This window comes from Sphingomonas sp. CFBP 8760 (assembly GCF_014841615.1).
Classification (GTDB): domain Bacteria; phylum Pseudomonadota; class Alphaproteobacteria; order Sphingomonadales; family Sphingomonadaceae; genus Sphingomonas.
The window spans coordinates 52227-71433 of record NZ_JACYUG010000010.1; the positions used below are offsets into that span (position 1 = coordinate 52227).

Annotated in this window: 19 protein-coding genes; 8 read left to right on the forward strand and 11 right to left on the reverse strand. The window is 68.7% G+C overall.

The genetic code is table 11. From position 1 onward, the window contains the following. Positions 1-22: 22 nt before the first annotated feature. Together IFT82_RS13285 and IFT82_RS13290 are read right to left on the reverse strand one after the other, a co-directional pair. The gene (locus IFT82_RS13285) at positions 23-2005 is read right to left on the reverse strand and encodes a PAS domain-containing hybrid sensor histidine kinase/response regulator (protein ID WP_192127534.1); all 1983 of its coding nucleotides are present in this window, start codon (positions 2003-2005) and stop codon (positions 23-25) included. Next, positions 2006-3532: an ATPase domain-containing protein gene (locus tag IFT82_RS13290; protein ID WP_274602242.1), complete on the reverse strand. Its 1527-nt coding sequence runs from the start codon at positions 3530-3532 to the stop codon at positions 2006-2008. 165 nt (positions 3533-3697) lie between these two features. Between IFT82_RS13290 and IFT82_RS13295 the strand changes: the two genes are divergently transcribed. From IFT82_RS13295 to IFT82_RS13305, 3 genes are all read left to right on the forward strand, one after another. Then, positions 3698-4711, forward strand: a complete 1014-nt coding sequence (locus IFT82_RS13295) for a ligase-associated DNA damage response exonuclease (RefSeq protein ID WP_192127536.1) — start codon at positions 3698-3700, stop codon at positions 4709-4711. Positions 4712-4796: 85 nt separating this feature from the next. Further along, positions 4797-5066, forward strand: coding sequence for a hypothetical protein (locus tag IFT82_RS13300; RefSeq protein WP_192127539.1), 270 nt, complete (start codon positions 4797-4799; stop codon positions 5064-5066). Next, positions 5063-5332: a hypothetical protein gene (locus IFT82_RS13305; RefSeq protein ID WP_192127541.1), complete on the forward strand. Its 270-nt coding sequence runs from the start codon at positions 5063-5065 to the stop codon at positions 5330-5332. The genes IFT82_RS13300 and IFT82_RS13305 overlap by 4 nt, the downstream gene beginning before the upstream one ends. On the opposite strand, the gene IFT82_RS13310 is transcribed toward IFT82_RS13305, so the two are convergent. Further along, on the reverse strand, positions 5329-6213 hold the full coding sequence (locus IFT82_RS13310; RefSeq protein WP_244646746.1) for an SPOR domain-containing protein: 885 nt from the start codon (positions 6211-6213) through the stop codon (positions 5329-5331). The genes IFT82_RS13305 and IFT82_RS13310 overlap by 4 nt on opposite strands. Before the next feature lie 261 nt (positions 6214-6474). Here IFT82_RS13310 and IFT82_RS20950 point away from each other — a divergent pair, with 261 nt between their 5' ends. Then, positions 6475-7155 (forward strand): PEPxxWA-CTERM sorting domain-containing protein, encoded by a 681-nt coding sequence (locus tag IFT82_RS20950; RefSeq protein ID WP_244646747.1) that lies wholly within the window; start codon positions 6475-6477, stop codon positions 7153-7155. Between the two features lie 154 nt (positions 7156-7309). Further along, on the forward strand, positions 7310-8953 hold the full coding sequence (locus IFT82_RS13320) for a S10 family serine carboxypeptidase-like protein (RefSeq protein WP_192127543.1): 1644 nt from the start codon (positions 7310-7312) through the stop codon (positions 8951-8953). A gap of 123 nt (positions 8954-9076) precedes the next feature. On the opposite strand, the gene rpoN is transcribed toward IFT82_RS13320, so the two are convergent. Genes rpoN through IFT82_RS13345 form a run of 5 tightly spaced genes read right to left on the reverse strand, consistent with a single transcriptional unit; the run spans position 9077 to position 13198 of the window. Then, complete coding sequence (rpoN, locus tag IFT82_RS13325; RefSeq protein ID WP_192127545.1) at positions 9077-10543, reverse strand: RNA polymerase factor sigma-54; 1467 nt, start codon at positions 10541-10543, stop codon at positions 9077-9079. Between the two features lie 42 nt (positions 10544-10585). Continuing rightward, complete coding sequence (lptB, locus tag IFT82_RS13330) at positions 10586-11386, reverse strand: LPS export ABC transporter ATP-binding protein (RefSeq protein WP_244646748.1); 801 nt, start codon at positions 11384-11386, stop codon at positions 10586-10588. An 11-nt stretch (positions 11387-11397) separates the two neighbouring features. Then, positions 11398-11943, reverse strand: a complete 546-nt coding sequence (locus tag IFT82_RS13335) for an LptA/OstA family protein (protein ID WP_192127547.1) — start codon at positions 11941-11943, stop codon at positions 11398-11400. A 6-nt stretch (positions 11944-11949) separates the two neighbouring features. Further along, entirely contained in the window at positions 11950-12585 is a 636-nt protein-coding gene (gene lptC, locus IFT82_RS13340; protein WP_192127549.1) for an LPS export ABC transporter periplasmic protein LptC, read from the reverse strand. Continuing rightward, on the reverse strand, positions 12578-13198 hold the full coding sequence (locus IFT82_RS13345; protein WP_192127551.1) for a ribonuclease D: 621 nt from the start codon (positions 13196-13198) through the stop codon (positions 12578-12580). The genes lptC and IFT82_RS13345 overlap by 8 nt, the downstream gene beginning before the upstream one ends. Before the next feature lie 310 nt (positions 13199-13508). Here IFT82_RS13345 and IFT82_RS21210 point away from each other — a divergent pair. Continuing rightward, on the forward strand, positions 13509-14385 hold an 877-nt coding region (locus IFT82_RS21210; protein ID WP_192127670.1), incomplete at its 3' end, for a cold-shock protein. 641 nt (positions 14386-15026) lie between these two features. Next, on the forward strand, positions 15027-16067 hold the full coding sequence (locus IFT82_RS13355; protein WP_192127553.1) for a patatin-like phospholipase family protein: 1041 nt from the start codon (positions 15027-15029) through the stop codon (positions 16065-16067). Positions 16068-16071: 4 nt separating this feature from the next. On the opposite strand, the gene IFT82_RS13360 is transcribed toward IFT82_RS13355, so the two are convergent. The 3 genes from IFT82_RS13360 to IFT82_RS13370 form a co-directional block, all read right to left on the reverse strand. Further along, positions 16072-17034, reverse strand: a complete 963-nt coding sequence (locus IFT82_RS13360; protein ID WP_192127555.1) for a 2-hydroxyacid dehydrogenase — start codon at positions 17032-17034, stop codon at positions 16072-16074. A 65-nt stretch (positions 17035-17099) separates the two neighbouring features. Further along, positions 17100-17765 (reverse strand): dTMP kinase, encoded by a 666-nt coding sequence (gene tmk, locus IFT82_RS13365; protein ID WP_342355112.1) that lies wholly within the window; start codon positions 17763-17765, stop codon positions 17100-17102. Then, positions 17762-18073, reverse strand: a complete 312-nt coding sequence (locus IFT82_RS13370; protein ID WP_192127557.1) for a chorismate mutase — start codon at positions 18071-18073, stop codon at positions 17762-17764. The genes tmk and IFT82_RS13370 overlap by 4 nt, the downstream gene beginning before the upstream one ends. A gap of 99 nt (positions 18074-18172) precedes the next feature. Here IFT82_RS13370 and IFT82_RS13375 point away from each other — a divergent pair, with 99 nt between their 5' ends. Further along, positions 18173-19183, forward strand: coding sequence for a polyprenyl synthetase family protein (locus tag IFT82_RS13375; RefSeq protein ID WP_192127559.1), 1011 nt, complete (start codon positions 18173-18175; stop codon positions 19181-19183). Positions 19184-19207 lie beyond the last annotated feature (24 nt).

A 19207-nucleotide genomic window follows, 5' to 3' on the forward strand; every position in this document is an offset into this window, starting at 1 on the left:
CTCCGATGCCCGATACCGCCCGTCAGTTGATCGCCCGCAGCGCGGTGGCAGCGGCGGGCGGGGCGGGGCGCAGCAGGTCGTCGACCCGGCTGGCGAGATCGACCTGCCGGAACGGTTTCGCCAGCCGCGCGACATCGGCGGGTACATCCTCCCCCGCGGCGGCATAGCCGGTGACGAGCAGCGCCGGCATGGCATGGCCGCCGGCGCGCAGTTCTTGGATCAGCTGGCCGCCGGTCATGCCGGGCATCAGGTAGTCGCTGACCAGCACGTCCGCTTCCGCGCCCGCGCGCACCGCTGCCAGCGCCTGCGACCCCGATCCCATCTCGATCACCGTATAGCCGATGTCGCGCAGCATGTCGGCGGTGGCGGCGCGGACCAGATCCTCGTCGTCGACCAGCAATACCGTCGCCGCGCGTCGCGCCGCGACCGGCTCGGCGGGTCGCTCGCCCGGATCGGCGGCGGGCTCGTCGGTCGCGGGCAGCCATAGTTCGACGGCGGTGCCCGCGCCCGGTTCGCTCGACAGCGCCAGCGTGCCGCCGGACTGGGCGGCAAGGCCGTGGACCATCGACAGGCCGAGGCCGGTGCCCTTGCCCACGCCCTTGGTCGAGAAGAACGGCTCGGTCGCCCGCGCCAGCGTCGCCTTGTCCATGCCGACACCCGTGTCGGAGGCGACCAGACGCACATAGGTGCCGGGTTTCAGCCCCGGCGGACCGCCCCGGTCGACGACGCTGTCGGTGACGGACAACGTCAGCGTGCCGCCGCCCGGCATCGCGTCGCGCGCGTTGATCGCCAGATTCAGCAGCGCGAGTTCGAGCTGGTTGGGATCGACCCGCGCCCGCGACAGATGCCGGGGCACGTCCAGCACGACCCGGATCGAGGGGCCGAGCGAGCGGCGGATCAGGTCGACGATGCCGTCGATCAGCGCGCCGATATCAACCGCGCGGGGTTGCAGCGCCTGCCGCCGCGCGAACGCCAGCAACCGCTGCGTCAGCGTCGCGGCGCGTTCCGCCGCCTGAAGGGCGCCGCCGACCATCCGCTGCGTCCGCTCGTCGTCGCGGTGGCGGCGGCGGACGAGGTCGAGGCTGCCGACGATCGGCGTCAGCAGGTTGTTGAAATCATGCGCGACGCCGCCGGTCAGCTGGCCGATCGCGTCCATCTTCTGCGCCTGCAGCAGTTGCGCGTCGGCATCCTTGCGGTCGGTGATGTCGGAGACGACGCCGGTTATCCGCACCGCGACGCCGCCCGCATCGTACCGGACGCGGCCCCTGGCGACGATCCAGCGGTGCTGGCCGGTGACGTAGATGATGGCGCATTCGATATCCAGCGAACCGGTTTCGATCGCGCGGTCGAACGCGGCGGATACCGTGTCGCGCTGCGCCGGATCGACATGACCCAGAAACGTGTCGACGTTCCAGTCCGGCAATGCCTCGGTATAGCCGAAGATCTCGTCATGGCGCAGCGTCCGCCGGGCGAACCCGGTGGTCAGGTCGATATCCCAGCTGCCCATGCCGGCGGCCTCCAGCGCGATCTCCAGACTGTCGCGGGCCGCCGCCAGTTCCTGCGTCCGCTCGACCACCGCGCGTTCCAGCATATCGGCGGCGTCGCGGACCTCATATTGCCGCGCCCGCGCCTTCAGGGCGGACCGGATCGCCCCCAGCATCGCCTCCGCGTGCAGCGGCCGTTCGAGCAGCACCACATTGCCCAGCGCGTCGAGCCGCCTTGTGGCGGCGGCCGGCCGCGGCCCGCGCGCGCCATTCGCCAGCACCACGAACGGCACGTCCGCCCAGGCCGGTTGCGCCGCCACCCAGGCGAACAGTTCGGTCATGTCGCCGACCGTCAGCGCCTCCTCGGTCACCAGCACCACGCCCGCGCCGTCGCGCAGCCGGTCGACCAGCATCGTCTGGTCGGCGCAGATGTCCGCCGGGATACCGTGACGGCCCAGCAGCTCCGCCGCGATCGCCGCATCCCGGCCGCGCGGCGCCAGGATCAGGACGCGTTCGGGCATCTAGCGCTGCGCATCCAGTGCGCCGATCTGGCTGGCCATCAGCGTCTTCCCCTCGCCGGAGAAGGTCGGCACCCCGGTCAGTACGCCCTGGAACTGGCGCAGCGGTTCGCCGAGCTGCAGGCCGTTGCTGCCGATCTGGAATTCCCGGATCGTGCGTTCATGCCTGGCGGTGCGCGTCTTGATGACCGAGATCGCCTGCCGCACCTCGCCATGCGCCTCGAAATAGCGGAGCTGGACGACGGTATCCGACAGATAGCTGAGATCGACGTCGGAGCGGATATCGCCCATCACCCCGTGCAGCCCCAGGATCAGCAGGCTGACGACGCCCTTCTGCCCCAGATAGGTCAGCATCTCATGCATCTGGAGAACCAGGAACTGTTCGTTGGGCATCGATTGCAGATACGCGTTCAGGCTGTCGATCACGACGACGCTGGCCCCCAGTTCCTCCACCACGGCCCGGACCGCGCCGGCGAATTCGCCCGGCGACATTTCGGCGGGATCGACCGCGCGCAGATCGAGCTGGCCGCTCTCGATATAGGCGTCCAGGTCCATGCCCAGTGTCCGGCTGCGCGCCAGCAGCGTCGGCAGCCGCTCGTCGAACAGGAAATAGGCGGCCTTCTCGCCCCGCTTCAGCGCGGCCAGCATGCATTGCACGGTCGAGGTCGTCTTGCCGACGCCCGCCGGCCCGGTCAGCAGCGTCGAGGTGCCGGGCACCAGCCCGCCGCCCAGCAGCGCGTCGAGCGCGGTCGATCCGGTCGATACCGCCGGCCCCGCTTCCCGCGTCGCGTGGTCGGAGGCGACGAGGCGCGGATAGATGCACAGGCCGCCGCGCTCGATCTCGAAATCGTGATAGCCGCCGCGATAGCGCACGCCGCGCATCTTCACGACATGCATCCGGCGCCGCTGCGCCCCGAACCCGGACAGCGTCTGTTCGAGCGAGATGACGCCGTGCGCGATGCTGTGCAGCTGGAGGTCGCTGCCGCTGCCGCTCTTGTCGTCGAGGAACAGGACCGTGCATTGCCGGGTCGAGAAGAAATGCTTGAGGGCGAGGATCTGGCGGCGGTAGCGGATCGGGCTCTGCGCCAGCAGCCGCAGTTCGGACAGGCTGTCGAGCACGACCCGGCTGGGGCGCAGTTCGTCGACCTTCGCCATCACGTCGCGGATCGTCTCGCCCAGTTCCACCTCGCTGGGGTGGAACAGCGTCTGTTCCTGATCCTCGCCCAGCCCGTCGGCGGGCACCATCTCGAACAGGTTCAGGGCGTCGAGCGTCCAGCCGTGCGTCGCCGCGACCGCGCGCAGTTCGACTTCGGTTTCGGCCAGCGTGACGTACAGCCCCGTCTCCCCGATTGCCGCACCCGCCAGCAGGAAGCCGAGGCCCAGCGTGGTCTTGCCGGTGCCCGGCGTCCCTTCGACCAGATACATGCGGTGCGGGGTCAGCCCGCCGTTCAGGATATCGTCCAGTCCGGCGATCCCGGTGAGCGCGGGGCCGGCAGGTGCGGGTGACAGCGAGGCGTCCGATGCCGACAATGCGTCTTCCCTCTCCTGGCCATGGCTGGGTGCCGGGCCGATATTCAGGGCCTTATGCCGCGCCCGGTTCGGCTTGTCGCGATATAAGAGTCTGTTCGCACACGGTCCGTCGGCAAATCGTAGGCATGGATTGATCTTCCTGGCCTCGTGCCGCGTTGACCGCGCATGGCGAAACTGGGCGACTGGATCGAACCGCATCCGCACGGCATCTATGTCCGCCCCGCCGATGCGTGGGTCGACCCGTCCGAACCCGTGCCCCGCGCGCTGGTTACCCACGGCCATGCCGATCACGCGCGCGGCGGCCACGACCGCGTCTGGGCGACGCCGGAAACGCTGGCGATCATGGACGCGCGCTATGGCCCGCAGACCGGGGTGCCGGTCGCCTATGGCGAGACGATCCGGCTGTCCGACGGCAAGGGGGGCGAGGTCGATGTCGGATTCGTGCCCGCGGGCCATGTGCTGGGATCGGCGCAGATCGTGCTCGACCACCGTGGCGAACGGGTGGTGGTGTCGGGCGACTACAAGCGCCGCCCGGACCCGACCTGCGCCGCCTTCCAGCCGGTCAGATGCGACGTGTTCGTCACCGAGGCGACGTTCGCGCTGCCGGTGTTCCGCCATCCCGATACGGGTGACGAGATCGACAAGCTGATCGCGCGGCTCCACGCCAATCCCGATCGCTGCATCCTGGTCGGCGCCTATGCGCTGGGCAAGGCGCAGCGGGTGATCGCCGAGCTTCGCGCGCGGGGCCATGATGCGCCGATCTATATCCACGGTGCGCTGGCCCGGTTGTGCGCGCTCTATGCCGATCACGGCGTCCGGCTGGGCGAACTGATCCCGGTGGCGGACGTGCCGAAGGCGGCGATGGCGGGGCATGTCGTGATGTGCCCGCCCGGCGCGCTCAACGACCGCTGGTCGCGCCGGCTGCCCGATCCGATCACCGCGATGGCATCAGGCTGGATGCGGGTGCGCCAGCGCGCGGTGCAGAAGAATATCGAGCTGCCGCTGATCCTGTCGGACCATGCCGACTGGGACGAGCTGACCGAGACGCTGACGGAGATCGCGCCGAAGGAAGTATGGGTGACGCACGGGCGCGAGGAGGCGCTGGTCCACTGGTGCATGACCCGCCAGATCAGGGCGCGGGCGCTGGCGCTGGTGGGGTTCGAGGACGAGGACGATTGACGAAGCCGGCCGGACGGGCAGGGGCCCGGTCGGGGAACATCGCGCGCGTTCCTGCGCTTCATCGCTCCTGCTACAGGAGTACACCATGGCCGATGCCCTGCTGATCGACCCCGCCACCGTGTTCGACAATGTCGACGAGCGTCGCGTCGAATTTTCCGCCAGCGCCGACACGGACGAGTACGCCTTCGCCGCGCAGTACGACCTGATCGAGGCGCTTGCCGCCGAGGTGCCGGACGACCGCGCGGTGGCGCTGTTCCACCGTCACGAGGGGCAGATCATGGATCTGGCGGCGGTGGCGCTGGCGCGCGATCCCGATCAGGCGGTCATCGTCGTCAGCGAGAACGATCTGGCATGATCGATCCGGCGACGATCGACTGGCGGATGAGCGCTGCGCTGGAGAATGTGCCGCGCGGCGACAGCGAGATCGCCTCCGTCACCAGCCTGGCCTATGCGGTGCGCGAATGGCTGCGCCTCGACGGCGAACTGCAGGCGGCGGCGCTGCTGACCCCCGAACATCCGGTGACGATCGATGGCGAGGAAGCCGTGGCGTTCGCGGGGATGGCGATCCGGGCACTCGCGGCCCGGCTGCCGGACCATGACGGCGAGGGTGCCGTGGCCTAGCGTCGGGCGGTGACCGGCATGCAGTCGAACCCGCCGGCCGCCGCCGCCGCGCACAGCTGGATCGCGCCTGCCCGGTCGTCCGCCGCACCGACCTGCACCCGCACCAGCGGCTTGCCCGGCACCGGCTGGTAGATCGGGCTGTATCCGCCCAGAGAGGGTACCCGTGTCGTCGCGCGTGCCCAGGCCGCCTCGGCCGCCGCCTGCCCGGTGAACGCACCGATCTGGATACGCCATGCCGACGCGGTCGGCGTAGCAGCCGCCGCCACGGTCGGTGCAGGTGCCACGGTCGGCGCCGATGCCGTCTCGGGCGCCGATGCCGCCGCCCTCGCCGTGGATGCGACGATCATCCGCGGCGCGACGACCGGTCGTTCCAGTTGTTCGAGGGCCGTCGCCGCGAAACCCGGCAGGGCGGCGGCGGGGGTGGCGGCGACCTGTTCCGCCACGTCCGCCGCAGCGGCGCAAAAGCCCCGCTGCGCAGCGGGATCGGCGAAGAAATTGTACAATTGCGTCATGTGCCGGTCCAGCGCGCCGCGTTCCGTTCCGTAGCGTGCCTTTTCGGCGGCGTAGGCGGTGGCCAGTACCGCCTTTCGCTCGATCAGCAGCGCGTTGTAGCGGGTGACGATGCCGGCCCCGGCCGGTCCCTGGCCACAACCGAGCGCGGCGACATTGAGCGCGGCGCGCAGATGCCACAGCGCCTCCTCGTCCCCCAGTCCGCTGTTGATCGTCGGTGGTGGCGGCGGTGGCGGCGATGCGGGGGTCAGTGAGGGTTCCGGCACCGGCACCGGTGGCGTCGGCCGTTCCCGGTGCCCGCAGCCGACCAGCATCGCGGCAACCGCCGCGGCCGCCATCCATCCGCCGATCCGTCGTGTCATCTTCGTCATCCCGCCTCCGTAAAGGACCGACGGCATTCGGCAAAGATCGCCCGCGTCACCGGATCGAGGGCGCGACATGACAGTAATAAATAAAAAGTAAACGATCATGGTTAATGATAATTTACCCATAAACTGTCCTGACATGGTCCATCCCAAATAGAGACAGTAGTTGTTCTGGCATCGTCTTGGGAAAACGACGAAAAGCGGGGCACGGCATCGGACCCCGACACTTCGGGAGATGCGCAAGACATTGTCACGGGAACCGTCATCATGAAGAACATCGCTATTATCGCCGCCGCCATCGCCGGTTTTGCTGCCATGCCCGCCCACGCCGTCACGCTGGTCGGCACCAATGGGTCGGCTGCCGTGTTCGCGCAGTCGGCCAATGGCGCCCAATATAATTTCGAGAGCGCGACGACGGGCAATATCGGCGATCCCGCTGGCTTCCTGCGCACCGGCGGGCAGATGATGATCGACAGCGCCCAGAACGTTGCCGCCAACCCGTTCGGTGCCCCGGCCGGCAACAGCTACCTCTATATTTCCACGGGTGGTACGTCGGTGATCCGTTCGGTGGCGGCCGGCATCGCCGGCTATCGGACGGTATCGTTCTACATCGGGTCGATCGACTGGGGGAACACGGTGGACGTGCTCGACCTGGGCGGCAACCTGCTCCGCTCGTTCAACGGTGCCGAGATGGCCGCGCCCGCCTCGCCCAGCGGCAACCAGGATTTCCCGCTCACCAACCGTCTGCTCACCTTCAATGCGGATGCGGGCGAACTGATCGGCGGCGTGCGCTTCACCTCCAGCGTCGACTCGCTGGAAGCGGACAACATCAAGTTCACCGCCGCGGTGCCGGAACCGGCCACCTGGGCGATGATGCTGGTCGGTTTCGGTATGATCGGTGCCACGGCGCGCTATCGCCGCCGCAAGAGCACCGTCGCCTTCGCCTGATCGCTTCGACTTCCCGAAGCGTTCGTCGGGAAAGGGTCGTCGGCATCGCGCCGGCGGCCCTTTTTCCGTTTCGGGTCAGTGATGATGACCCGCTTGCCAAACGCCGCGGATCGCGGGAACAAGGCGGCATCCATCATCCGGGGAATTGCCGATCGTGCGCCTGTCCTTTCTTGCCCTTGCCCTGCTGTCCACCGCCACCCCCGCCCTGGCGCAGGACGCCAAACCCGCCGCGCCCGCGAAATCGCATGCCGAGATGGTGAAGCAGGAGGCGGAAGCCGGCTGGGCGACCGCGCCGGTCGCGGAACAGGAGGTCACGCACCGCGATGCGGTGACGGTCGGCGGCCGGCGGCTGTCCTATACCGAGTCCGCCGGGACGCTCACGATCCGCGATATCGAAGGCAAGCCGACCGCCAGCATGTTCTACACCGCCTATACGCTCGACGGGACAAAACCGGGCACGAAACGCCCGGTGACGTTCTTCTACAATGGCGGGCCGGGCAGTCCCAGTTTCTGGCTGCGCATGGGATCGTTCGCGCCGATCCGCATCCGCACCACCAACCCGGAATTCATCCGCCCCGCCCCCTATGACGTCGGCCCCAATCCCGACACGCTGCTCGACAAGACCGACATGGTCTTCCTCGACGCGATCGGCACCGGCTATTCGCGACCGCTGGGCGACATGAAGCCGTCCGATTTCTACGGCACCGACGAGGATGCCGATGCCTTCGCCAAGGCGATCCTGCGCTATGCGACCAAGTTCGGGCGGTGGAGCAGCCCCAAATTCCTGTTCGGCGAAAGCTATGGCACGCTGCGCTCCGGCGCGCTCGCCTATCAGTTGCAGGAACGGGGCATGGCGCTGAACGGCGTCGTGCTGCTGTCGTCGATCATGAACTATGGCTATCGCCAGCCGGGACTGGATCAGGTCTATCTGAACTACCTGCCCAGCTATGCCGCGACCGCCTGGTATCACAACCGCCTGCCCGATCGTCCCGCCGATGTCGCCACTGTCGTCGCGCAGGCGCGGGCCTTCGCGAATGGGCCGTATATGGTCGCGCTCGCCAAGGGACAGTCGATCTCCGACGCCGAGCGTGATTCGATCGCGAATCAGATGAGCCGGCTGATCGGCCTCAGCCCCGATTACATCAAGCGCGCCAACCTGCGCATCGACCTGCCCCGCTTCCAGAAGGAGTTGCTGCGCGGGCAGGCGCGCACGATCGGCCGGTTCGATTCGCGCTATACCGGGATCGACACCGATGCGGCGGGCGAGCGGCCGGAGACGGACGCGTCGTCCGATGCGATCTCGGGCGCGTACATCGCCTCGTTCACCGATTACCTGACCGGCACACTGAAGTACCAGACCGAGCTGCCCTATCGCCTGTCGGCGCGCGACGCGGCGGGCTGGACGTGGAACTGGAAGCACGATGCGCCGGGTCGCGGCGGCGGCGGCGGCGGCCAGAACAACCCCAACACCGCGATCGACCTGGCCGCCGCGATGCGCGCCAACCCGTACCTCAAGGTACTGTCGATGAACGGCTATTACGACATGGCGACGCCGTTCTTCGGCACCGAGAACGACCTCGGCCACATGATGCTGGAACGCCCGCAACAGGCGAACCTGGCCTTCACCTATTACCCCGCCGGGCACATGACCTATCTCAACCCCGACGCGCTCCGACAGATGAAGGTCGACCTGTCGCGCTGGTACGACGACGCGATCAGCGACGCCCGCTCGCCCACCCCGCCGGTGCCACCGACTAGCGCGGCGGCGACGGGGCCGGCGGCGGCGGGACCGAACTGAGAGGGCGTGACCCTGATGTACGTCTGATCCGTCGTTGCGAGCGCAGCGAAGCAATCCAGGGTTCCGCGCGGTACACTGGATTGCTTCGCTACGCTCGCAATGACGATGTGTTCTTGCCTGCGCTCACCCGCCGCCCAGCGTCCGCGCCCGGCGGCGCTGGACCGAGCTGCCGATGCCCAGCGCCTCGCGATATTTCGCGACGGTGCGGCGGGCGATGTCGAAGCCCCTGGCCTGCAACTGTTCGACCAGCGTATCGTCGGACAGGATCGCCGCGCCCTCGCCCGCGATCAGCGCGCGGATCGCGCTTTTCACCGCCTGCGCTGACACCGCATCGCCGCCATCGGTCGCCTGGATCGCGCTGGTGAAGAAGTATTTCAGCTCGAACATCCCGCGCGCGCAGGACAGGTATTTGTTGCTGGTGACGCGGCTGACAGTCGATTCGTGCATCTCGATCGCGTCGGCGATCTGGCGCAGCGTCATCGGCTTCAACTGCGATACGCCGTGGCGGAAAAAGCCTTCCTGCTGCTTCACAATCTCGGTCGCGACGCGGACGATGGTGCGCTGCCGCTGGTCGAGCGCCTTGACCAGCCAGGTCGCGCTGGCGAGGCAGTCCGACAGCCACGCCTTCGACGCCTTGTCCTGCGGCCCATGCGCCAGTTGCGCGTGATAGCGGCGGTTGACGAGGACGCGGGGCAGGGTGGCGCCGTTCACCTCGATCGCCCAGCTCTGGCCGACGCTCCGCACGAACACGTCGGGTACCACCGCGCGCGACGCCTCGCCCCCGTACCGGCAGCCGGGTTTGGGATCGTAGCCGCGCAGTTCGCGGATCATGTCGGCCATGTCCTCGTCGTCGACGTTGCACAGCCGCCGCAGCCGGGCGACGTCGCCGCGTGCCAGCAGGTCGAGATTGGCGATCAGCTTCGCCATGCACGGATCGTATCGATCCGCCTCCTTGGCCTGCAACGTCAGGCATTCGGCCAGATCGCGCGCGCCGACGCCGGTGGGGTCGAAGGTCTGGATCGTCGCCAGCACCGCCTCCACGCGCATCTGCGCCACGCCCAGCCGGCTCGCGATGTCGAGCGTCGATCCGGTCAGATAGCCGGCGTCGTCGATCTGGTCGATCAGGTGCTGCGCGATGAACAGGTCCGCCGCCGCCACCGCCGGCCCCGCCTGCGCCAGCAGATGATCGGCGAGGCTCAGGCTGGTGTCGGCGAAACTGTCGAGGTCGGGGCCATCCTCGGGTGCCGCGCCGCCGCTCCCCGTGATCGCGCCATCGAACCCGCCGCCGCCATCGGCCACCGAATCCTGTTGATGACTTTCGGTCGCGTAATCGATGTCGAGCGGATCGGCGGCGGCGGTGCCGGTGACGAGTTCGTCCGCCGCCGCCGGCTCCTCGCGCTCAGGCCGTTCGGGCTTCACCACCTCGTCGGTCTGCGTCGCCTCCAGCAGGGGGTTGCGTTCCACCTCCTCGGCGATGAACCCCTCGATCTCCAGATTGGACAGCGTCAGCAGCTTGATCGCCTGCTGCAACTGCGGCGTCATCACCAGCGACTGCGACTGGCGCAGGTCGAGACGCGGCGCGAGGCTCATGATGGCGGGCGGAGAAGGGGACTGCGCCGCATCGCCATCACCCTAGAGCGAGAAGGTTTCACCGAGATAAAGCCGCCGCACGTTCGCATCGGCGACCAGTTCGGCCGGGCTGCCGGAGAACAGCACCCGCCCGTCATAGATGATGTATGCGCGGTCGACGATATCCAGCGTCTCGCGGACATTATGGTCGGTGATGAGCACGCCGATGTCGCGCCGCTTCAGGTCGCGCACCAGATCGCGGATGTCGGCGATCGAGATCGGGTCGATGCCCGCGAACGGTTCGTCCAGCAGCATGATCGACGGATCGGCCGCCAGCGCGCGCGCGATCTCCGCCCGGCGCCGCTCGCCACCCGACAGCGCCATCGCCGGTGCCGCGCGCAGCCGGGTCAGCCCGAACTCGTCGAGCAGCCGGTCGAGCTTGGCGGTGCGCGCCGCCGGGTCCGGCTCCGACAGTTCGAGCACCGTCAGGATGTTCTTCTCGATCGACAGGCCACGGAAGATCGAGGTCTCCTGCGGCAGATAGCCCAGGCCCAGGATAGCGCGCCGGTACATCGGCAGGCCGGTGATATCCTCGCCGTCCAGCATGATCCGGCCCGAATCGGGCTTCACCAGCCCCATCACCGAATAGAAGCAGGTCGTCTTGCCCGCGCCGTTGGGGCCGAGCAGCCCGATCACCTCGCCCCGCCCGACCGAGACGGACACGTCGGTCAGTACGGTACGCTTGTCGTAGGATTTGGCGATCGACACCACCTGCAGCCCGTGCGCCACCGGCGGTTCGGCCAGCGGCGGGGCGCTTGCGGGGGTGCTGTCGGGGAGGGGGGCAGGGGCGGTGGGCGCGTTCATCGACCTGTCCCTCAGTTGCGCTGGGGGACGGAGAAGGTGCCCGTCACCCGGCCGCCGCGCGACGGGGTGACGCCGCCGGTCCCGGTCGCACCGCCACTGCCGCCCGCCACCGACGATCCGTCGATCACCGCGCGGCCGGTGTCGAGGTTGATCGTCAGCCGCCCGCCATTCACGGTGTTGCCGCCACCCTGTGTCAGGCTGACCCCGCCCAGCATCGTGATGACGCGGCGGTTGAGGTCGTAGATCGCATACTGGCTCTTCGCGGTCTGGTCCGGCCGGCGCACGGTGACGCCGCCCGACGCGTCCAGCCGCGACACCTGCGGGTTGCCGCCGACGACCTGTCCCACATAGGTCACCGTCATCCGGGCCGCGTTCAGCGTCATCTCCGCCTGCTTGACCGAGACGTTGCCCGACAGCACGCCGCGATTCGCCTTGTCGCGCAATTCGATATGATCTGCGCCGAAATCGATCGGTGCGTTGGTGTCATGCCGCTGCTGCGCACCCGCAAGGGCCGAAACGGCGATCAGGCCGGGGACGAGAAGGGCAGGGATGCGCATGGCGGGCTATTTCGCCCCTCGCGGCACGAACCGCAAGCGGGCATTGCCATCCAGCGTGACGGTGCGCGCCTCCAGGTCGGCGCGCATCCGGTCGCCGCGGAACGTTCCCTGCGGCACCGTGCCGGTCACCGCGCCCGCGCTCTGCATCCGCCGCGATTCGAGATCGACGGTGGCGTTGCTGGTGTCGAGGCGATAGCCGCCCGCCGCGCGCACCGCGATCGGCCCCTCCAGCGTCACCCGCTGCGTGTCCATGTCGTAATGGCCCTGCCCCGCCACGACGCGGGCGGGGCCGTCGGTCAGCTGGATGCCGGCGGACAGGTCGCGCAACTGCACCACCGGTTCTGCCGAGCTGCGCTGGATCGCGGAGCCGGCGTCCAGTTCGAACGGCTGGCCCTTGGTATCCTGGCCCCGGTATCGCGCCGACTGGATCTTCATCCGTTCGTGCGCCACCTCGACCTTCTTCTTGTCGAGGACGAACGACACGTCGCCCACCGCGGTCAGCGGCGCCATGACGAGGAACGCGGACAGGATGCCGATCCCGGTCGGCAGCGCCACGCGCATCACCGCGACGAGGCGGTCGTGCCGGCTGCCCGGCGCCGCCCATTCCTCGCGGGCTGTGCGCTGGCGCGAGGGATCAGGCATGGGCGAAGATGTCCTGCTCCGGCCAGCCGGCCAGATCGAGCGCGGCGCGGACCGGCAGGAAATCGAAACAGGCCTGCGCGATCGCCAGCCGTCCCTCGCGCGCCAGCCGGCGCTCCAGCTCGTCCTTCAGCCGGTGGAGATGGCGCACGTCGGACGCGGCATATTCCTTCTGCGCGTCGGACAGCACCGGCCCGCCCCAGTCGGACGATTGCTGCGCCTTGGACAGTTCCTGCCCCAGCAGTTCGCGCACCAGTTCCTTCAGGCCGTGGCGGTCGGTATAGGTGCGGATCAGCCGCGACGCGATCTTGGTGTCCCAGGCGGGGCCGGCGACGACGCCCAGATAATGCTGGATCGCCGCGATATCGAACCGGCCGAAATGATACAGCTTCAGCCGCGCCGGATCGGCCAGCACCGCCCGCAGTTCGGGGGCGGCATAATCGCTGCCGGGGCCGAATCGCACCAGATGCTCGTCCGGCCCGCCGTCCGACAGCTGCACCACGCACAACCGGTCGCGCGGGGTGATGAGGCCCATCGTCTCGGTATCGACGGCGATGCTGGCACCGGGCGCGAACAGGCCGGCGGGGATGTCTTCCTCGTGGAAATATACGGTCATGGTACGGCCGTAGCCGCTGGCGCCGCTCCGCTCAATGGCAGGACGCCATGATGGGCGCCGTATGATGGGGGTCGTCGGCGGGCGGACATGATCCATGCTGTGCCGTTACGGCCACGCCCCGCCGCTTTTTTCGCGCGGGGCGGCGTGATCCTGCCACAATGATGACGAATTCGTTCGCAGGGGTTCGGCAAATCGGTTATGCGTTCGAGTAAGCGCAAAAGGTTTTCGCGCTAAAGACCGTGAGCACTTCGTCCGGCTCGTGTTCTTGATAAAGTATCATACGGGCGAACCGGGAAGACGAACAGGGCTTATGGGTTTCGATAAAGGCGGCCGCGGCAACCGTGGCGGACGTGGTCGCGACAAGCGTGACAGCTTCGGTGGCGACGAATTCGGTGGCGGAAGCAGCTTCGGCGGCGGTGATCGCGGCGGCTTCGGCGGCGGCAGCAGCTTCGGTGGCGGCGATCGCGGCGGCTTCGGCGGCGGCAGCAGCTTCGGTGGCGGCGATCGCGGCGGCTTCGGCGGCGGTGGTGGCGGCGGTGGTTATCGCGGCGGCGGTGGCGGCGGCGGCTTTGGTGGCGGCGGCGGTGGTTTCGGCGGCGGTGGCGGCGGTGGCCGCGGCATGCCCCCCCAGGTCGTCGGCGAGGGCACCGGTGTCGTCAAGTTCTTCAACGCGCAGAAGGGTTTCGGCTTCGTCGTTCGCGATGACGGCGGCGAGGACGTGTTCGTGCACATCTCCGCTGTCGAACAGGCGGGCCTCGCCGGTCTGGCCGAGGGTCAGCCGCTCGGCTTCACCCTGGTCGATCGCGGTGGCCGCATCTCGGCGACCGAGCTCAAGATCGATGGCGAGCCGATGGCCGTCACCGATCGTGCGCCCCCGCGCGAGCCGCGTGAAGGTGGCTTCGGCGACCGTGGCCCCCGTCAGGGTGGTGGCGATCGCGGCGGCTTCGGCGGCGCGCCGGGTGGCGCACCGCAGCGTCAGCTGACTGGTGAGAAGGCGACGGGCACCGTCAAGTTCTTCAACGCGATGAAGGGCTTCGGCTTCATTCAGCGCGACGATGGCCAGCCCGATGCGTTCGTGCACATCTCGGCCGTCGAGCGCGCCGGCATGGCGAGCCTGAACGAGGGCGACCGCCTGCAGTTCGAAATCGAGGTCGATCGTCGCGGCAAGTACGCCGCCGTCAACCTGGNTTGCGTTTTCGGGGATGGCGGCGCGATCGTCGATCGGTCGCGACGGATGGTCATGAGTGGTGTCGCAGCCATGCGGCTGATCGTCCGTGGCCGGCGGCAAATAGCCTCCATGAGGTGAGGGCAGTGACGGGCCGCCGCCATGCGTCACCCGACGGGACGGCGCGCCTTGGCAACATCATTCCTATGTCCCAGCGCAGACCTGCCCCGGATAGGGAAGGCTGCCGCAAGCCATCGCAGACATTCGTAGATCGTCTGCCAAAGTGATCCTTCTCGCCGGGAGAGGGGGCACCGGCACCGCATTTCTGACGCATGATGACGGTGAACCCATTCCGTCGTTGCGAGCGCAGCGACGCAACCCGAAGTCCAGCGCGCGACGCCCTGGATTGCTTCGCGGCGCTGGCAACGACGGGGAGCGGGGCGAGCCGACGCCATCGCGCCCTTACCGATGAACAACCCTGTCCGCATAGGATAGCGTACCCTGCCATCGTCAGCCCGATCCATATTTCCGGCTCCGGTCTGCAACGATGCGTTGCATGCTGCACTGCATCCAAAACAGGGGCCGCTCGTTAGGGCCGCAACGGATATGAACCCGCGCGCGCTGCCGCCCCATCGGTGTCGCGACGGACAAAGGAACGCCGCCATGACTGATATCGTCACCCCCATCGCCCGCCCGCGACTCGCCTTGGCGCTTCAGGGCGGCGGCGCTCACGGCGCCTATGGATGGGGCGTGCTGGATCGTCTGCTCGACGAGGATATCGATATCGTCGCGGTCAGCGGTGCGAGTGCGGGCGCGCTGAACGGCTGCGCCCTTGTCGCCGGGCTGGCGGACGATGGCCGGGACGGGGCACGCGCCGGGCTCGAACGGCTGTGGCGCGCGGTGTCGCGAAGCTCGCCGTTGCAGGCGTTCGATCTGGAATGGGGCGGGCCGCTGTTCGAGCCGTGGTTCCGCCGCTCGCTGGAGGTGAGCAAGCTGTTCGGCCGCTACATCGCGCCCTTCGCCCCGCATATCCGCGACATGCGCGCGCTGCGCCAAGTGGTGTCGTCGAGCATCGACCTGACGGCACTGACCCGCCCGGCGGCATTGCCGCTCTATATCGCGGCCACCAGGGTATCGAATGGCGCGGCCCGCCTGTTCGGCAATGACGACATCGATCTCGACGCGATCATGGCCTCCGCCTGCCTGCCCGAACTGTTCGCGGCGGTGGAGATCGACGGCGAGGATTATTGGGACGGCGGCTTTTCCGCCAACCCCGCGCTCGAACCACTGATCTTCGAAGGGCATGGCGCCACCGATCTGCTGGTCGTGCAGATCACCCCGTTCGCGGTCGAGGACGTGTCCTCGACGCTGACCGGGATCATGGGGCGGATGAGCGATATCGGTTTCAACGCCTGTCTGCTCCGCGACCTGAAGGCGCTGACGGAGGTGCAGGCGATCGCCCGCGATGCCCATTCGCGCGATCCGGGGATGCAGGCGCTGGCGGCGACCAACCTGCACATGATGGCGGCGGCGCCGGAACTGGCGCAGCGCGGCGGTGCGAGCAAGATCGACACGCGCTGGTCGCGGATCGAGGAATTGCGCGAACTGGGCCGGGCCACGGCGGAGGCATGGCTGGCCGAGCATCGTGGCGAATTCCGCCGGTCCTCCACCCTGACCGATCTGCCCGAAGCGGCAGCGGCCTGACCAGTCAGCGCGATCCCGCCGGAACGGATACCGGCGACACCGCGCCATGGCCATCGAACCAGCTGGTCAGGTTGTCGACCACCAATTGTCCCATCGCCGCGCGGGTGTCGCGCGATGCCGATCCGATATGCGGCAGCAGCACGACCTGCGACATCGCGCGCAACTCCTCAGGCACGTTCGGTTCGTCCTCGAACACGTCCAGCCCCGCGCCGCCGATGATGCCGTCGCGGAGCGCCGCGACCAGCGCCGCCTGATCAACCACGCTGCCCCGCGCGACGTTGATGAACACGCCCTCGGCGCCCAGCGCGGCCAGCACCGCCGCGTCGACCAGATGCCGCGTCGCCGCCCCGCCGGGAACGATCGCGATCAACACGTCGCACGCCGCCGCCAGCGCGACGGGGCTGTCGTGATAATCATGGGCCACGCCCGCCTGCCGGGTCCGTCCGTGATAGGCGATCGCGACGCCGAACCCCTCCAGCCGCCGCGCCACCGCCTTGCCGATCGCGCCCAGCCCCAACAGACCGATCCGCCGCCCGCGCAACGTGGGCGACAGCGGAAACGGCCCGTCCGGCCAGTGCCCGTCGCGGACGTACCGGTCCGCCTGCGGTATCCGGCGCAGCGTCGCCAGCAACAGGCCGATCGTCAGATCCGCCACCTCCTCGTCCAGCACGCCCGGCGTGTTGGTTACCACGATTCCGCGCGCCGCGGCGGCGGCGGCGTCGATATTGTCGTAACCGACCCCGAAATTGGCGACGATCTCCAGCGCGGGCAGCGCATCGAACGACGCGGCGTCGACCCGGCCCGCCAGCGTGCTGACCGCCATGCCCCGGATGCGCGGACCCACATTTGCCAGATAGGCGGCGGGATCGGCCTGTTCCCACAGGCGGTGCAGCACGAACCGCGCGTCCAGCGCGGCGATCACCGCGTCCGCCATCGGCGCCGGCATGAGGATGTCACGATCGGTCATCGACGCCAGATAGGGTGCCCGACGTTACGGGCCTATAGCCTCCCCGTCCCGAACGGGCGGGCAAATCAGCCGGGGGCGGCGCGCCTCCGATGCCATTTGTCCAGCGCCGCGATGGTACGGGTGCGCACGTCATCCGGCGTCCCGGTGGCGTCCACCACCACGTGCCGGTCGGGATCGCGTCGCGCCTGATCGAGGAACGAGGCGCGGATGCGGCGATGGAAATCGAGGTCCAGCGTCTCGAACCGGCCCTCGTCCACCGCGGTGTCGGTCAGCCGCTTGCGGCTGCGCGCGAGCGCGATCGCCGGGTCGAGATCAAGGACGATGGTCAGGTCCGGCCATACCGCGCCGACGGCGGCGGCATGCAGGTCGCGGATGAAGCTTTCCGCCATCCCCCGCCCGGCGCCCTGATAGGCGATGGTCGATCCGACATAGCGATCCGAGATTACGAATCGGCCCAGCGCCCGCGTCGGCAGGATCACACGCCGGACATGTTCCACCCGCGCCGCCGTCATCAGCAGCAGTTCGGCATGGGGGTCCCACGCATCGTCGGTGCCGGACAGGATCAGCGCGCGGATGCGCTCCCCCTGCGGCGTGCCGCCCGGCTCGCGCGTCGCGATCCCCTCGCACCCGGCCGCGTGCAGGTGATCGGTCAGGTAACGGACCATCCCGCTCTTGCCGCAGCCGTCCACCCCCTCGACCGCATAGAAGGCCGCAGGCAAGGCGATGGTCACGCCTGCATCCGGGCGTGGTGGCGGATCACCTCGTCGATGATGAAGCGCAGGAACTTCTCCGAGAATTCGGGATCGAGCTGCGCGTCGGTCGCCAGCCGGCGCAGGCGGGTGATCTGGCGATCCTCGCGGCCGGGATCGGCGGGGGGCAGGCCGTGTTCCGCCTTGTACCGCCCCACCGCCTGCGTCACCTTGAACCGTTCCGCCAGCATATGGACCAGCGCGGCGTCGATATTGTCGATCGACTGGCGATACCCGTCGAGCACCGCGTCGGGGGCCGGAACCGTATCGGAAGGCGTGTCGGTCATCATCGGGGCGACTCCTTTTTCACCGCCCCTTTGCGCGACGGAGGGCACGGGGGGCAAGTGGCGGGGTTGCGTTGCGGCGGGGTTGCCGCCACTTGGGGGCCGATGACCGCGACCATCCACCGCCTCGGCGCCAAGCCGCCCTCGCTCGACCCGATGATGGCCCTCGTCACCGGTGACATGAATGCCGTGAACGCGGTGATCCTGGACCGGATGCAGTCGGAAATCCCGCTGATCCCCGAACTCGCCGGTCACCTGATCGCGGGCGGGGGCAAACGGATGCGGCCGATGCTGACGCTCGCGAGCGCGCGGCTGATCGGCTATACCGGCAATCGTCACCACCGGCTCGCCGCGTCGGTGGAATTCATCCACACCGCCACGCTGCTGCACGACGATGTGGTTGACGGGTCGGACCTGCGTCGCGGCCGGCGCACCGCCAACATCATCTGGGGCAACCCAGCCAGCGTCCTGGTCGGCGATTTCCTGTTCAGCCGCAGCTTCGAGTTGATGGTGGAGGATGGCAGCCTCAAGGTGCTGAAGATCCTGTCCAACGCCAGCGCCGTGATCGCGGAGGGCGAGGTGAACCAGCTGACCGCCGCGCGCCGCGTCGATCTGGCGGAGGACCGCTATCTCGACATCATCGGCGCCAAGACGGCGGCGCTGTTCGCCGCCGCCTGCCGGATCGCGGCGGTGGTCGCGGAACGGCCCGAGGGGGAGGAGACGGCGCTCGACGCCTATGGCCGCAACCTCGGCATCGCATTCCAGCTGGTCGACGACGCAATCGATTACGTGTCGGACGCGGGCACGATGGGCAAGGACGCGGGCGACGATTTCCGCGAGGGCAAGATGACGCTGCCGGTCATCCTCGCCTATGCGCGCGGCGACGCCGTCGACCGCAAGTTCTGGAAGGACGCGGTCGAGGGCCGGCGCGACAGCGACGAGGATTTCGCTCACGCCATCACCCTCGTCCGCCAGAGCCGCGCGGTCGACGATACTCTGGCCCGCGCCCGCCATTACGGCCAGCGTGCGATCGATGCGATCGCCGGTTTCCCCGCCAGCAAGGCGAAGGACGCGATGGTCGAGGCGGTCGAATTCGCGGTGGCGCGGGCCTATTGACGTACTGACGGGGGCGGGGCGCGC

Bases quoted from the DNA above. Each gene is read 5' to 3' on its own strand.
- rpoN (WP_192127545.1), bottom strand. From the start codon at position 10,543: ATGAGCCTCGCGCCGCGTCTCGACCTGCGCCAGTCGCAGTCGCTGGTG.
- IFT82_RS13295 (WP_192127536.1), top strand. From the start codon at position 3,698: ATGGCGAAACTGGGCGACTGGATCGAACCGCATCCGCACGGCATCTAT.
- IFT82_RS13370 (WP_192127557.1), bottom strand. From the start codon at position 18,073: ATGATGACCGACACGCCTTCCGATACGGTTCCGGCCCCCGACGCGGTG.
- IFT82_RS13305 (WP_192127541.1), top strand. From the start codon at position 5,063: ATGATCGATCCGGCGACGATCGACTGGCGGATGAGCGCTGCGCTGGAG.
- IFT82_RS20950 (WP_244646747.1), top strand. From the start codon at position 6,475: ATGAAGAACATCGCTATTATCGCCGCCGCCATCGCCGGTTTTGCTGCC.
- IFT82_RS13345 (WP_192127551.1), bottom strand. From the start codon at position 13,198: ATGACCGTATATTTCCACGAGGAAGACATCCCCGCCGGCCTGTTCGCG.
- lptC (WP_192127549.1), bottom strand. From the start codon at position 12,585: ATGCCTGATCCCTCGCGCCAGCGCACAGCCCGCGAGGAATGGGCGGCG.
- IFT82_RS13310 (WP_244646746.1), bottom strand. From the start codon at position 6,213: ATGACGAAGATGACACGACGGATCGGCGGATGGATGGCGGCCGCGGCG.
- IFT82_RS13355 (WP_192127553.1), top strand. From the start codon at position 15,027: ATGACTGATATCGTCACCCCCATCGCCCGCCCGCGACTCGCCTTGGCG.
- IFT82_RS13335 (WP_192127547.1), bottom strand. From the start codon at position 11,943: ATGCGCATCCCTGCCCTTCTCGTCCCCGGCCTGATCGCCGTTTCGGCC.
- IFT82_RS13285 (WP_192127534.1), bottom strand. From the start codon at position 2,005: ATGCCCGAACGCGTCCTGATCCTGGCGCCGCGCGGCCGGGATGCGGCG.
- lptB (WP_244646748.1), bottom strand. From the start codon at position 11,386: ATGAACGCGCCCACCGCCCCTGCCCCCCTCCCCGACAGCACCCCCGCA.
- IFT82_RS13360 (WP_192127555.1), bottom strand. From the start codon at position 17,034: ATGACCGATCGTGACATCCTCATGCCGGCGCCGATGGCGGACGCGGTG.
- IFT82_RS13375 (WP_192127559.1), top strand. From the start codon at position 18,173: ATGACCGCGACCATCCACCGCCTCGGCGCCAAGCCGCCCTCGCTCGAC.
- IFT82_RS13300 (WP_192127539.1), top strand. From the start codon at position 4,797: ATGGCCGATGCCCTGCTGATCGACCCCGCCACCGTGTTCGACAATGTC.